Raw genomic sequence first — 14376 nt, 5'->3', positions numbered from 1 at the left:
TGCGGCACCACCATTCCCGGCGGCCACAATCTATCGTTGGTCGCCAGGACGATTTCGGTTTAGCATCATGACCATGACTGACGACGACAAGCGCATTTTTCCACGCGGGCCGGCGACGCGTTCGCCATCTCACGAGAGGAATATTAGCGGCGCACCAGCGGCGGGTGTCGAGGACGATCCACTCGCGGAACTGATCCGCATCGTCAAGGAAGAAGATCCATTCGGCGATCTTCTGAACGATCCCTTGCCCACGGCGCGTCGTGCGCCGCCGCCCGCGCCGCCGTCGGCCAGGGCGCCGGCATCGGCTCAGCCGCAACCGCCGGCCGCGCCGCCAACGATGGCTGCGTCGTCCCGGCGCGAGGCACCGCCGCTCGATCCGGTCGACCTCGACCAGGCGCTGCGCGATTTCCGCGATGCGCCGGAGGAGGTGTTGCGCCGCGACATGAACTGGATGGATGAAGGGTTCGACCCGGTGGAGGTCGCGGCCGCGCCGCCGGCAGAACCGGCCGATCCCTACCAGGATCCGGCCTTTGCCGGCATCGAGGCGAGCTCTCATTCCGGCTTTGAAGCGGAAGGCGACGACGCGGAGGCGGCCTTCGGAGCCGACTCCCCTGATCGCGACGGGCCATATTCCGAGGTTGCGGAGCAGCGTCCCCGGCGCGGCACGTTTGTCGCCGTCGGCATTCTGATGGGGCTGGTGGGGGTTGGCGCCGCTGCGGGCTATCTTTACACGCAGGGAGGCGGCTCCAGCGCCAATGAGGATCCGCTGCCGATCATCCGCGCCGACAGCGATCCGGTGAAGATTGCCCCCGACGATCCCGGCGGAGCGAATATCCCCAATCAGGAGCGGCTGGTCTATAACCGCGTTTCCGGCGAGACCGCCGAGCCGGAGCCCAATATCGTATCGCGCGAGGAAGAAATCCTCGGACCCCCGAACGGGGCGGCCAAGGAAGGGGGGCGTTTTACGGCTGACGGCGCCGGCGACGAGATTTCGACGGGAACCACGCCGAATGCGTCCAACGGAAGCGCCGCGGAGCCCGGCTCTCTGGCGCCGCTCGCCTCCTCTTCGCCGCCCGCGAACGGCATCGCTCCGGTCCCGCGGCGGGTGAAAACCGTGGTCGTGCGTCCGGATGGATCCATCGTCAGCATCGAGCCGCAGGATATTGCCGCCGCGCCATCGGCGACGCCGGCGCAAAAGGCGGTTGCAGGCGTCCCGACGCCGCCGTCGCGGCCGGCCCCGGTGCCGGTACCCGTGCGGCTCGCCGCCAGCGGCAATGATACCAACGCCACGCCGGTACCGCCGGTTCAGCCGACGCGTCCAACGCAACCGTCGAGCAATGCGCCCCTGGCGCTCAATCCTCAGGCGGAACAGCAGCAAGCAGAGGAGTTGCCCGCGTCCGAGAGGGTCGCCCGGGCAGCCTCGCCGGAGCAGCCGGTGCAGACCCAGACCTGGTTCACCGCCGTCCCGGGCACGCCGCCGGCCCCCGCGGCTGCCGCTCCTGCGGCGTCTACCACGCCCAGCGCCGGCACCGGCACGGCGCAATATGTGGTTCAGCTCGCCGCGCGCCGCAATGAGGAGCAGGCTAACGAGGCCTATAATTCGCTGAAGGCCCAATATGCCGGCCTGCTCGGCAGCTATCAGCCGCTGATCCAGCGCGCCGACCTTGGCGAACGCGGCGTCTACTACCGCGTCCGTGTCGGCCCGATGGCGACCGCCGACGCGGCCCGGGACGTGTGCGAACAGCTCAAGGCGGCCGGCCTGCCGGATTGCCTGGTGCGTCCGCGCTGAACGCACGCGCCTTTATCTGCGGCTGTTCCGGCCCGGTCCTGACGCGGGACGAAATCCGGTTCCTGGAAGACGCGGCGCCCTGGGGACTGATCCTGTTCGCCCGCAATGTCGAGGACCCGGATCAAATCCGCGCCCTGATCGCCGAATTCCGCGCCGCGGTCGGCTGGGAGGCCCCGGTCCTGATCGATCAGGAGGGCGGGCGCGTGCAGCGGCTGTGTCCGCCGCGGTGGCGGGCCTATCCGCCGGCGGCCCATTTCGGCGTCCTGCACGCGATCGACGAACGGGCGGCGGAAGAAGCGGCGCGGCTCAACGCGCGGCTGATCGGCCGGGATTTGGCGCTTCTCGGCATCACTGTCGACTGCCTGCCCGTGCTCGATCTGCGCCTGCCCGAGACCCACGCCGTCATCGGCGAGCGCGCCTATCATTCCGATCCTCGCCGGGTGGCGGCGCTGGGACGGGCGACCTGCGAGGGCCTCAGGGCGGCCGGCGTCGTCCCGGTCGTCAAGCACATCCCCGGCCACGGCCGCGCCACGGCCGACAGCCATCTGGAGCTGCCCGAGGTCATGGCGGACGCTCGGACGCTGCGGCGGGAGGATTTCGAACCGTTCCGGCGGCTCGCCGACATGCCGGTCGCCATGACCGCGCATATCGTCTACAAGGCATTCGACCCGCAGCGGCCGGCGACGCTCTCTGCGGCTATAATCGGCGAGGTGATTCGCGGCGAAATCGGGTTTGAAGGCCTGCTGATGAGCGACGATCTGTCCATGGGGGCGCTGACCGGTTCCGTGCGCGCGCGCGCCGACGCCCTGTTCAAGGCCGGATGCGACATGGCGCTGCATTGCAATGGCAGGCTCGACGAGATGGCGGCGGTGGCCGAGGCGGCGCCCCCGCTTGCGGGTCAACGCGCGCGGCGCGCCGCGGCGGCGCTCGCCTTTGTCGGTGAGGCCGCCCCCATCGACGAGGACGCGACCTGGGAACGGCTCTGCGGTTTGCTCGCGGCGCAAGGAAGTTAGGCGATGAGCGTGCAAGGCGACGATACGACCCCGGCTGCGGGCACCCAAGACGATGACGGCGGCCCGGACCCGTTCACCGACGGGCTGTTGCGGTCGCCGGCGTGGGACGCGGGCGAGGACGCCTTCATCGTCGATGTCGCCGGCTTCGAAGGCCCGCTCGATCTGCTGCTGGCAATGGCGCGGACGCAGAAGGTCGATCTGGCGCGCATCTCGATCCTGGCGCTGGCCGAGCAATATCTCGGCTTCATCGTCGAATTGCGCTCGATGCGGCTCGAGCTCGCCGCCGACTATCTGGTCATGGCCGCCTGGCTTGCCTATCTTAAGTCGCGTCTGCTGCTGCCCGATCAGGCCGACGACGAGGAACCGAGCGGGGCCGAGCTTGCCGCCCAGCTTGCCTTCCGCCTGCAGCGGCTCGAGGCGATGCGCGAGGCGGCCGCATCGCTGATGACCCGCAACCGGCTCGGCCGCGACGTTTTCGCCCGCGGCGCGCCGGAGGGCATCAGGCTCGAGCGGCGCAGCGAATATACGGCGGAGCTGTATGACCTCTTGAAGGCCTATGCGATGCAGCGCGAGAAGGTCGCGCTCGCCAACTACCGCATCCGGCCGCGTCCGGTCGTCACCCTTGCCGAGGCGCGCGAGGCGCTGCAACGGCTGGTCGGCCAGATTTCGGACTGGGCACGGCTTGACGCCTGCCTTGCCGAGTTCGTGCTCGGGCAGGCCTCGCGCGCGAGCGCGGTCGCCAGCACCTTCAGCGCCAGCCTGGAGCTGGTGCGCGAAGGCCGGATTGAAATTCGCCAGGACAAGGCGTACGCACCGATCTATATGCGCAGCACCGGGCCGAGGGCGGTCGGATAGTTGGGGAACCGGGAGAAGGCCATGCGACATGACGAGGCCGGAAATACAGCGGCGGCAGCCAGCGCCGTAGCGCAGGATCGCGAGCGCGATTGGCCGGACAATGTGACGACGCTTGCCGCGGCGCCGTCGAGCAACCTTCTGCGCATGGTCGAGGCGCTGCTGTTCGCCGCCGCCGAACCGCTCGACGAGGAGACGCTTGCCGCGCGCCTTCCGGTGGGGGCCGATGTCGGCCGGCTGCTGGCGGAGATTGCCGCCCACTATTCCGGGCGCGGCGTCAATCTGGTCCGCGTCGCCGGCAAATGGAGCTTCCGGACCGCCGAGGACCTCTCCTTCCTGATGCACAAGGAGGCCGTCGAGGAAAGGCCGCTGTCGCGCGCGGCGCTGGAGACTCTGGCCATCATCGCCTATCACCAGCCGGTGACGCGCAGCGAAATCGAGGAGATCAGGGGCGTCAGCATGTCCAGGGGCACCCTCGACGTGCTGATGGCGGCGGGCTGGGTGCGGATGCGCGGCCGCCGCCGCACTCCCGGCCGGCCGATCACTTACGGCACGACCGAAGGCTTCCTTGCGCATTTCGGCCTCGACCAGGTGGACGACCTGCCGGGGCTCGAGGAGCTCAAGGCGGCGGGCCTCCTGTCAAGCCGCATCCCGGCAAGCTTCGCCGTTCCCTCGCCGCTCGTCGTCGACGGGCTGGCCGAGGACGAGGACCCTCTCGACGGCGCCGACGAGGCGGAGGAACTTGAAGCGCTCGGCGAGGAAGACGAGGAGTCCGCCCGGTGACGCGTCGGGCCGAATTGTGTGAAGCGTATCGGCGTGGTTTCTGAACAAAGACACGGTGGCGCGGCGAGCCTGCGTCGCGGCGGCTGGGGCCAGCGGGGGACCGCCGCTGCGACCATCGCCGCGCGGCTGACGTTGGAACAAGTCTGCCACTATTACGGGACGACGCCGGCGGTGGTGGATTTCTCGCTCGACGTGGCGCCCGGCGAGATCATCTGCCTGCTCGGCCAATCCGGCTGCGGCAAGACCACGCTTTTGCGCATCGCCGCCGGCGTCGAGCGCCAGCGGTCCGGACGCGTGCTCATCAACGGCAGCGAGGTCGCGGGGCCGACCCGGTTCCTGCCGCCGGAACAGCGCGGCGTCGGCCTGATGTTCCAGGATTTTGCGCTGTTCCCGCATCTTTCCATTCTCGACAATACCGCCTTCGGGCTCACCGGCCTGAGCCGGCGCGAGGCCGAGCACGAGGCGCGCGCGGCGCTGCGCCGGGTCGGCCTTGAGAGCCTTGCCGGCGAGTATCCGCACGCGCTGTCCGGCGGCGAGCAGCAACGGGTGGCGCTGGCCCGGGCGGTGGCGCCGCGGCCGAGCGTGCTGTTGATGGACGAGCCGTTTTCCGGCCTCGACCGCCGCTTGCGCGAGAATGTGCGCGACGAGACGCTGGCGCTTTTGCGCGAGACGCGGGCGACCTGCATCATCGTCACCCATGACCCGGAAGAGGCGATGCAGCTTGCCGACCGCATCGCGCTGATGCGCCGCGGCCGGCTGGTGCAGGTCGGCCCGGCCGACGAGCTCTACCGCACGCCCGTAGACCTGTTCACCGCCCGCTTCTTCTCCGAGTTCAACGAGATCATCGGCCAGGTGCGCGACAAATGCGTGACCACCCCGTTCGGCACCGTGCCCGCCAACGGCTTTCTCGAAGGCGAGGAGATCGATGTCTGCATCCGCCCCCAGGGCATCCGCATCGAGACGGTGCCGGGAGGAACGGCCGGACGGATTCTGCGCCGACGCTTCCTCGGCGATGTCGACATCATAGACATTGCGGTCGAAGGGCTCGACGAGCCGCTGAAGGCGCGCGTGCCGGGCGGCGCCTGCGCCGGCGCCGGAACCGAGATCTGGGTTCATGTCGACCCGCAGCAGATCCTCCTTTTCCGCCGCGAAAACGGCGACGCCACGGTGGGTTAGCCGCCAGCCAGCGTGGTCAGTTGCAGCCCACGGGGCTTTCTGCGATAGTGCGGCAACCTTAAATTCCGGCTTGGAATCGGGCGGGACAGCGGAGAGATTTTCCAAATGAGTGTCGGCTTCTGGCAGATCGTAATCATCGTTCTCTTGCTCGTTCTTCTGTTCGGACGCGGCAAAATCTCCGACCTGATGGGCGATGTCGCCAAGGGCATCAAGAGCTTCAAGAAGGGGATGACCGAAGACGAGAAGGAAGAAGAGGCGAGCGAGGCAGAAAGCCCGCCAAAAGTGATCGAACACGCCAGCGCGGAGCCGGTGGCGGAAGCGGAGGCCGAGGCCAAGAGCCCGGCCAAGGCGAAGGCGCCGCGCAAGCACAAGGCGAGCTGATCGGCTCGGCGGCAAGGCCGGTTCGCTGCGGACCGGTCCGATCCCTGATGCGCGCGCGAAAACATGTTCGACGTCGGTTGGAGTGAGATTTTGGTCATCGCCGTGGTCGCGATCATTTTCATCGGGCCGCGCGAGCTGATCCCGATGTTGCGCGCCTTCGGCAAGTACGCCGGCAAGCTGAAGCGCATGGCCGCCGATTTCCAGACGCAGTTCAACGAGGCGCTGCGCGAGGTCGAGTTGGACAGCATCACCAAGGAAGTCGAACAGGTCCGCAAGATCTCCCCGCTCGGCGACATCAAGAAGGAGTTGGAAGACGAGATGCGGCCGATTGGCGCGACGATGGAGGACCTCGCCAGGCCGATCAAGCCGCCGGCCGAAAGCGCGCCGGCCAAGAGCGAAGCTGAAGCCCATCCGGACGCGCCGAAGCTGAAAACCACCGCCGCCAAGAAGGACGGCCCGCCGGAGCCGAAAAAGGCCGCCGCCAAGAAGGACGGCCCGCCGGAGCCGGAAAAGGCCGCCGCCAAGCCGGCCAAGGCCAAGTCCCGGCGTGCGCCCAAGCCTTCGCCCAAGCGCGCGGCCGGCGCCGGCGGCGAGCGATCCTGACGCGGAACGCCGGCGATGAGCGACGACGATATCGAAGCCTCGAAGGCGCCGCTGATCGAGCATCTGATCGAGCTGCGCAAACGGCTAATCTGGGCGGTGGTGGCCCTCGTCATCGCCTTCGTCATCTGTTTCATCTTCGCCAGCACGATCTTCAACATCCTGCTGGTCCCGTATGAGCGGGCGGTCGGCAACATCGCGGAAATCGAGCTGATCTACACCGCGCCGCAGGAATTCTTCTTCACCCAGCTCAAACTCGGCCTGTTCGGCGCCGCCTTCCTCGCTTTTCCGGTGATGGCGGCGCAGATCTATCTGTTCGTGGCGCCGGGCCTTTACCGCAACGAGCGGTCGGCCTTCCTGCCGTTCCTGATCGCAACCCCGATCCTGTTCGTGCTCGGCGGCGCGCTGGTCTATTTCGTGGTGATGCCGCTCGCCATGACGTTTTTCCTCTCCATGGAGCAGAGCGGGGAGGGAGTGGCGACGATCCACCTCGTTCCGCGGGTGAGCGAATATCTCGGCCTGATCATGACGCTGATCCTCGGCTTCGGCATCTGCTTCCAGCTTCCGGTGCTGCTGACGCTCCTGGGGCGCGCGGGCATCGTCAGCTCCCAGGGTCTCAGGTCGAAGCGCAAATACGCCATCATCCTCGTGTTCATCGTCGGCGCGATCCTCACCCCGCCCGATCCGATCAGCCAGATCAGCATGGCGCTGCCGACGCTCTTGCTCTACGAGCTGTCGATCTGGTCGGTCCGCTCTGTGGAGCGCAAACGCCAGGCGGCGGAGGGCGCGAAGGCCGAAACGCCCGCCTGAGCGCTGGACGAATCCGCAATGGCCGGGTAGAGCATCACCGGCGGCCGCCGCAGGGCGAATTCCCAGAACGAGACGGACGGGCGGACCATGTTCGACGTGAAATGGATTCGGGACCATCCAGAGGCCTTCGACGCCGGATTGGCGAAGAGGGGGCTCGAGCCTCTGTCGGTCGAGGCGCTGAAGCTGGACGATGCACGGCGCGCCCATATCGTCCGGCTGCAGGAGATGCAGGAAAAGCGCAACGCCGCGTCGAAGGAAATCGGCCAGGCCAAGGCCAAGGGCGACGAGGCCAGGGCGAAGAGCCTGATCGACGAGGTCGCCAAGCTGAAGGCCGATATCCAGGCCGGCGAAGAGGAGGAGCGCCGCCTCACCGCCGCGCTCGACGATTTCCTCGCCACCGTGCCCAACCTGCCGCTCGACGAGGTGCCGGTGGGCGAGGACGAGTCCGCCAACGAGGTCGTCCACGTCGAAGGTTCTGCACCCAAGTTCGATTTTGAGCCGAAGCAGCATTTCGACATCGGCGAGGCGCTGGGGCTGATGGATTTCGAGACGGCGGCGAAGATTTCCGGCGCCCGCTTCGTCATCCTCAAGGGGGCGCTCGCCCGCATGGAACGGGCGATTGCCGCCTTCATGCTCGACCTGCACACGACCGAGTTCGGTTACACCGAGATTCTTCCCCCGGCGCTGGTGCGCGACAACGCCCTGTTCGGCACCGGGCAATTGCCGAAATTTGCCGACGATTTGTTCCCCACCACGAGTAGGCCCCGTACTTATGAGGATACCGTCCAGGATGCCCTGAAGTTGAGAAAGTTGATTGGGGATCGGACTACGGACGACGAATTCGCGGCTTTTCTGTTTGGAAAGCTGGAACCTCAACGCAAAGAAGAATTGGATGAGATCGTCGAAGGGACCGACCTATTTAATGACGAGAGAGTTCCGCTTTGGCTCATCCCCACCGCCGAGGTGCCGCTGACCAATTTGGTGCGCGAACAGATCGTCCCGGAGGTCGACCTGCCGATGCGGCTCACCGCCTGGACGCCCTGCTTCCGCGCCGAGGCCGGCGCCGCCGGCAAGGACACCCGCGGCATGATCCGCCAGCACCAGTTCTCCAAGGTCGAGTTGGTCTCCATCGTCGCGCCGGATCAATCGCTTGACGAGTTGGAGCGCATGCGCGGCTGCGCCGAGGAGGTCCTGAAGCGGCTCGGGCTGCACTACCGGACCGTCGTCCTGTCGACCGGCGACATGGGCTTTGCGGCGCAAAAGACCTACGACATCGAGGTCTGGCTGCCGGGCCAGAACGCCTACCGCGAGATTTCGAGCTGCTCGCTCTGCGGCGACTTCCAGGCGCGCCGCATGCAGGCACGCTACCGCCCGGCGGACGGCGGCCCGGTGCATCACGTGCACACTCTCAACGGCTCGGGGCTTGCCGTCGGCCGCACCCTGATTGCGATCCTGGAAAACTACCAGGAGGCCGACGGCGGCGTCATCGTGCCGGAGGCGCTTCGGCCCTATATGGGAGACCTGGAGCGCATCGAAGCGACAGCGCGTGAACGGTAGCAAAATGCGCATTCTGATCACCAATGACGACGGCATCCACGCGCCCGGCCTGACGGCGCTGGAAAATATCGCCCGGGCGCTCAGCGACGATGTCTGGGTGGTGGCGCCGGAGACCGATCAGAGCGGGGCCGCCCACTCGCTGAGCCTCAACGATCCCTTGCGCATCCGCGCCATCGCCGAGCGCCACCATGCGGTGCGCGGCACGCCGACCGACTGCGTCATCATGGCGGTGCGGCAGATCATTCCCGGCCCGCGGCCGGATCTCGTGCTCTCCGGCGTCAACCGCGGCTCCAACGTCGCCGACGACGTCACCTATTCCGGCACGGTGGCCGGCGCGGTCGAGGGGGCGCTGCTCGGCATCCCCTCCATGGCGCTGAGCCAGACCTATCAGTTCGGCTCGGCCGAGGCGCCGTGGCAGACGGCGGAGACGCTGGCGCCCGACCTGGTGCGGCGGCTCTACGAGCGCGGCTTTCCGGGCAACGTCTACCTCAACATCAACTTCCCCAACCTCGCGCCGAATGAGGTGCGCGGCACCGCGATCACCCGCCAGGGCAAGCGCGACCCCGACCTGATGAAGATCGCCGAGCGCAAGGACGGGCGCGGCAACCCCTATTACTGGATCGCCTTCGAGCGAAAGCGCTCGCAGCCGGACGAGGGCACCGACCTGTGGGCAATCTATGAGGGGCTGGTCTCGGTGACGCCGCTCTCGGTCGACCTGACCGATAAAGAAAGCTGCGATCGGCTCAGCGCGGTGCTAGAACAAAAGCCGGGCTGAGCCGGGGGCGGTTTTCATGAGCGGCACCACGCAAGACGACAGCGTCGACCCGCTGTCGGAGGACGACCGCATCCGCCGGATCCAATTGATCATGGCGTTGCGGGCGCGCGGCATCCGTTCGACCAAGGTGCTGGCGGCGATCGAGAAGACGCCGCGGCACCTGTTCGTCAACCCGGCCTTCCGCGCCCAGGCCTATGCCGACCAGTCGCTCCCCATCGAATGCGGCCAGACCGTCAGCCAGCCCTATGTCGTCGCCTATATGAGCGAGCTGTTGGAGATCGGCGACCGGCACAAGGTGCTGGAGGTGGGCACCGGCTCCGGATATCAGGCCGCCGTGCTGAGCCATCTGGCGCGCCGCGTCTATACCATCGAGCGCTACCGCACGCTCGCCAAGGAGGCCGAGGCGCGCTTCGAGGAGCTGAGGCTGACCAACGTCACGGCGATGGTCGGCGACGGCATCAAGGGATGGAAGGCGCAGGCGCCGTTCGACCGGATCATCGTCACCGCGGCGGCCAAGGACGTGCCGCCGGCGCTGCTCGCGCAGCTTTGCGACGGCGGCATCCTGGTGATGCCAGTCGGCTCGGCAAGCGGCGTCCAGCACATCGTCAAGGTCGTCCGCGCCGGCGACAAATACGAGCGCGAGACGCTCTTGCCGGTGCGCTTCGTGCCGCTGGTGCCGGGAAAGGCGCAGCAGCTCTGACGGATTGGGGCGACGCCTTGACCTCATTCTTCGAGACGCGGCTCCTTTGGTCCCTGTCGTGGCTTCGCCCCTCGCCGCCCAGTTTTCTTAGGTCCCGGTCGCGCCTGCGGCGCTCCCCGCCTCTTGTTGTCATCCCGGCCGCATCGAATTGCGGCGCCGTTCGCCTCGCGGGAGAGAAAGCACCCCCGTTTCACAATGTGATGAGGGGTTCACGGCGGGACTTGGGGGATTGGCCGGCCGGGTTTAGAATGGCTCTATAAGTCCGGCGCGGGGCTCAACCCCCTTCGGGGGGAAGCGGCAGGGGTGGCGCCCCTCGAGCCCTTCAATCCGGACCGCAGGGAGGGCCCGCGAGCAGGTCATGCTTGTCGTTTCCTACGATCCGCTGCTGGTCGCAGCCTCGATCCTCGTCGCCATCATGGCCTCGTTCACGGGGCTGAGGCTGGCGAGCGGGCTCAGGGGGATCGACGCCGGCGTGCGCAAGATGCACGTCGCGCGGGCGGCGCTGGCGCTCGGCGGCGGCATCTGGTCGATGCATTTCGTCGGCATGCTGGCGGTGCGCATCCCGGCAAGGATCGAATATGATGCCCTGTTAACCCTCGGCTCGGTGCTGATCGCCATCCTGATCACCGGCGTCGGCCTGGCGAATCTGCATTTCGGCGAGCGCACCCGGCGCAAGATCGCGCTTTCCGGCGTGCTGATCGGGCTCGGCATCGTGTCGATGCACTATGTCGGCATGTCGGCGATCAGGGGCAATTGCATCGTCACCTACGCGCCTGAGGGCTTCGTCATATCGACGGGGATAGCGGTCGGCGCCTCGACCTTCGCGCTCGGGCTCGCCTATCGCCGGCGCAGCCTGGCGCAGCTTGCGCTCAGCGCGGTGGTGCTCGGCATCACCATTTCGGCGATGCACTATTCGGCCATGGTTTATACCCACTTCGTGCCGGTGGAGAACATCGTCGCCATCGAGACGCCGGCGCTGTCGGATGGCTATCTGGCGCTGATCGTGGCGCTGGCCTCGTTCCTGATCTGCGGCCTGTTCCTGCTTTCCGCCATTCCGATCGAGAAGGCGGCCGGCGCGCCCCTCGGCGCGGCGCCGGCGCCGGCGGCAACCGGGCAGGCGAGCGTGGGCGCGGCCATTGCGCCAACGCCGCGGACGGCGCCCGGCATGGCAACCGGAAACGGCGGCTTCAGGGTTTCCAGGCTGCCCTATCAGCGCAACAATACGGTCTGCTTCATCGAGACGGAAAAGGTGCGCGCGGTGCGCGCCGACGGGCACTATACGCGGCTCGTCGACGAGAGCGCCGAGCTGTTCTGCCCGTGGCCGATCTCGCGCGTGGCCAGCGAATTGAAGAGCGCGCCGTTCATGCAGACCCACCGCAGCTACATCGTCAATTTGAAGCATGTCCAGGCCTTCGAGCGCGACAAGGACAAGGCGTTCTGCATCGTCGGTGGCGGTGGGGAGGCGCGCGACCGCATCCCGGTCAGCCGCCTGCACGTGTCCGACGTGCGCAAGGCGCTGGGGATCTAGACGGGCTGTCTTCTTCGAAAGAATCGCATTTCGCGCAGCTATTTCGCATTTCGTGAAATCGCGGCGCGTCTGGATAGTTCGCCGTCGCCCTTGAGCCCGGCCGGCCCCTAAGATCGCCGGCTTACATGAAGCTGGAGCAAGGCGCGTGGCGCGCGCGGCCCCCGCTCAAGAGGAGTTCGGCCGGCCCTGGAGCCGAGCCGGAGAGAAAATCGGCCCGCCTTGCGGCCGGGTCCTAAAGGGGAGGACGGTCGTTGATACCAGCGGCATTCGAATATCATCGGCCCGGCAGCGTGAAGGAAGCCGTCGCGCTGCTGGCGAAGCTCGGCGAGGAAGCCCATCTCGTCGCCGGCGGGCACAGCCTCATCCCGATGATGAAGTTGCGCATGGCGGCGCCTGAGCATCTCGTCGATCTGCGCGACATCGCCGATCTCAAGGGCATCAAGGAGGAGAGCGGCGCGCTCGTCATCGGCGCGCTGTCCACCCAGGAAGATGTGATCGGCTCGGACCTCTTGGCCAAGAAGTGCCCGATCCTGCGCGAGACGGCGCTGCAGATCTCCGACCCGCAGGTGCGCGCGGTCGGCACCCTCGGCGGCAATGTGGCGAACGGCGATCCCGGCAACGACATGCCGGCGGTGATGATGGCGCTTAATGCGCGCTTCGTGCTGCAGGGCGGCGGCAGCCGCGAGGTCGCGGCGCGCGAATTCTTTTTCGGGCCCTACGATACCGCGCGCGAGCACGGCGAGGTGCTCACCGCGATCCGCATCCCGACGCCGGCCGCCGGCCACGGCTACGCGTATATGAAGCAGAAGCGCAAGACCGGCGACTATGCGACGGCGGCCGCCGCCGTGGTGCTGACCATGTCGCGCGGCAAGTGCGACGGCGCCGCGATCGCGCTCACCAATGTCGGCGACACGGCGCTTTACGCCGAGGCGGCATCCGAAAGCCTGGTCGGCAGCGCGCTCGACGCTGCCGCCATAGACGAGGCGGCGCGGCTTGCCGAAGGGATCGCCGAGCCGGTCGCCGACGACCGCGGGCCGGCCGACTTCCGCACCAGGATCGCCGGCGTCATGGTGCGCCGCGCGATCGCCAGCGCCAAAGAGCGCGCGGCTTGAGGGGGCAGGCCATGAGCAAGATGCACGTCAAGATGACGGTCAACGGCAAGGAGGCAGAGGGTCTTGCCGAGCCGCGCATGCTGCTGATCCATTTCCTGCGCGAGGAACTGAACCTGACCGGCCCGCACATCGGCTGCGACACCAGCCATTGCGGCGCCTGCACCGTCGACCTCGACGGCAAGTCGGTGAAGTCCTGCACCATGTTCGCCGTGCAGGCGAACGGGGCGCAAATCGTCACCATCGAGGGCATCGCCCATGCCGACGGGACGCTGCACGCGCTGCAGGAGGCATTCCGCGAGCATCACGGCCTGCAATGCGGCTTCTGCACGCCGGGCATGATCACCCGGGCCTGGCGGCTGTTGCAGGAGAACCCGGACCCGAGCGAGAAGGAAATCCGCTTCGGCATTTCCGGCAATCTGTGCCGCTGCACCGGCTATCAGAACATCGTCAAGTCGATCCGCGCGGCAGCGGGCGAGCTTGGCGCCGTCAAGGAGGCTGCGGAATGAGCGCAGAGGTGGCAAGCGCCGAGGAGCGCACGGCGAAACTCGAAGGGCTGGGCTGCAAGCGCAAGCGGGTGGAGGATGCCCGCTTCACCCAGGGCAAGGGCCACTATGTCGACGACATCAAGCTGCCCGGCATGCTGCACGGCGACCTGGTGCGCTCGCCCTACGGCCATGCGCGCATCAAGTCGATCAACGCGGAAAAGGCGAAGGCCGTGCCCGGCGTGCTGGCGGTGATCACGGCAGCCGACCTCAAGCCGCTCAACCTGCACTACATGCCGACGCTCGCCGGCGACGTGCAGGCGGTGCTGGCGGAAGAAAAGGTGCTGTTCCAGAACCAGGAGGTCGCCTTCGTCGTCGCCACCGACCGCTATGCCGCCGCCGACGGCGTCGAGCTGGTCGAGGTCGACTATGAGGAGCTGACGCCTCTGGTCAACGCCTTCAAGGCGATGGATGCCGACGCGCCGGTGCTGCGCGAAGACCTCGCGGGCAAGAACGAGGGCGCCCACGGGCCGCGCAAGCACCACAACCACATCTTCACCTGGGAGGTGGGCGACAAAGAGGGCACCGAGGCGGCGATCAAGAAGGCCGACGTGGTGGCCGAGGAGCTGATCACCTATCAGCGCACCCATCCCTGTCCGATCGAGACCTGCGGCTGCGTCGCCTCGATGGACAAGATCAACGGCCACCTGACCGTGTGGGGCACCTTCCAGGCGCCGCACGCGGTGCGCACCGTCGCCTCGCTGATCTCCAACCTCCCGGAGCACAAGATCCGCATCGTCTCGCCGGACATCGGCGGC

At 67.4% G+C, this 14376-nt stretch carries 15 protein-coding genes; all 15 read left to right on the top strand.

Annotated features, from left to right (window positions below; all coding sequences use genetic code 11):
• Window positions 1-67 precede the first annotated feature (67 nt).
• Window positions 68-1789, top strand: a complete 1722-nt coding sequence (locus Q8P46_16450) for an SPOR domain-containing protein (GenBank protein MDP2621737.1) — start codon at window positions 68-70, stop codon at window positions 1787-1789.
• Window positions 1786-2802, top strand: coding sequence for a beta-N-acetylhexosaminidase (gene nagZ, locus Q8P46_16445; protein ID MDP2621736.1), 1017 nt, complete (start codon window positions 1786-1788; stop codon window positions 2800-2802). The genes Q8P46_16450 and nagZ overlap by 4 nt, the downstream gene beginning before the upstream one ends.
• Window positions 2803-2805: 3 nt before the next feature.
• Entirely contained in the window at window positions 2806-3657 is an 852-nt protein-coding gene (locus Q8P46_16440) for a ScpA family protein (GenBank protein MDP2621735.1), read from the top strand.
• A 144-nt stretch (window positions 3658-3801) separates the two neighbouring features.
• Window positions 3802-4437: an SMC-Scp complex subunit ScpB gene (gene scpB, locus Q8P46_16435; protein ID MDP2621734.1), complete on the top strand. Its 636-nt coding sequence runs from the start codon at window positions 3802-3804 to the stop codon at window positions 4435-4437.
• 33 nt (window positions 4438-4470) lie between these two features.
• Window positions 4471-5613, top strand: coding sequence for an ABC transporter ATP-binding protein (locus tag Q8P46_16430; GenBank protein ID MDP2621733.1), 1143 nt, complete (start codon window positions 4471-4473; stop codon window positions 5611-5613).
• 105 nt (window positions 5614-5718) lie between these two features.
• Window positions 5719-5994 carry a twin-arginine translocase TatA/TatE family subunit gene (locus Q8P46_16425; protein ID MDP2621732.1) on the top strand — a complete coding sequence of 92 codons (276 nt, stop codon included), beginning with the start codon at window positions 5719-5721 and terminating at the stop codon, window positions 5992-5994.
• Between the two features lie 63 nt (window positions 5995-6057).
• Entirely contained in the window at window positions 6058-6597 is a 540-nt protein-coding gene (gene tatB / locus Q8P46_16420; GenBank protein MDP2621731.1) for a Sec-independent protein translocase protein TatB, read from the top strand.
• Between the two features lie 15 nt (window positions 6598-6612).
• Window positions 6613-7404 carry a twin-arginine translocase subunit TatC gene (gene tatC / locus Q8P46_16415; protein MDP2621730.1) on the top strand — a complete coding sequence of 264 codons (792 nt, stop codon included), beginning with the start codon at window positions 6613-6615 and terminating at the stop codon, window positions 7402-7404.
• 87 nt (window positions 7405-7491) lie between these two features.
• Complete coding sequence (gene serS, locus Q8P46_16410) at window positions 7492-8961, top strand: serine--tRNA ligase (protein MDP2621729.1); 1470 nt, start codon at window positions 7492-7494, stop codon at window positions 8959-8961.
• A 4-nt stretch (window positions 8962-8965) separates the two neighbouring features.
• The gene (gene surE / locus Q8P46_16405) at window positions 8966-9736 is read left to right on the top strand and encodes a 5'/3'-nucleotidase SurE (protein ID MDP2621728.1); all 771 of its coding nucleotides are present in this window, start codon (window positions 8966-8968) and stop codon (window positions 9734-9736) included.
• A 16-nt stretch (window positions 9737-9752) separates the two neighbouring features.
• Window positions 9753-10436 (top strand): protein-L-isoaspartate(D-aspartate) O-methyltransferase, encoded by a 684-nt coding sequence (locus Q8P46_16400; GenBank protein ID MDP2621727.1) that lies wholly within the window; start codon window positions 9753-9755, stop codon window positions 10434-10436.
• 358 nt (window positions 10437-10794) lie between these two features.
• A complete protein-coding gene (locus tag Q8P46_16395) occupies window positions 10795-11964 on the top strand; it encodes an MHYT domain-containing protein (GenBank protein MDP2621726.1) in 1170 nt (389 codons plus the stop codon).
• A 251-nt stretch (window positions 11965-12215) separates the two neighbouring features.
• Window positions 12216-13076 carry a xanthine dehydrogenase family protein subunit M gene (locus Q8P46_16390; GenBank protein ID MDP2621725.1) on the top strand — a complete coding sequence of 287 codons (861 nt, stop codon included), beginning with the start codon at window positions 12216-12218 and terminating at the stop codon, window positions 13074-13076.
• An 11-nt stretch (window positions 13077-13087) separates the two neighbouring features.
• Window positions 13088-13582 (top strand): (2Fe-2S)-binding protein, encoded by a 495-nt coding sequence (locus Q8P46_16385; GenBank protein MDP2621724.1) that lies wholly within the window; start codon window positions 13088-13090, stop codon window positions 13580-13582.
• Window positions 13579-14376, top strand: a 798-nt coding sequence (locus tag Q8P46_16380) for a molybdopterin-dependent oxidoreductase (protein ID MDP2621723.1), incomplete at its 3' end; no start/stop codon positions are given. The genes Q8P46_16385 and Q8P46_16380, both read left to right, overlap by 4 nt.

This window comes from Hyphomicrobiales bacterium, assembly GCA_030688605.1.
In the GTDB taxonomy this organism is placed as follows: Bacteria; Pseudomonadota; Alphaproteobacteria; order Rhizobiales; family NORP267; genus JAUYJB01.
Note: the sequence above shows the minus strand (reverse complement) of the source record. Positions and strands in the feature narration are given on the sequence as shown.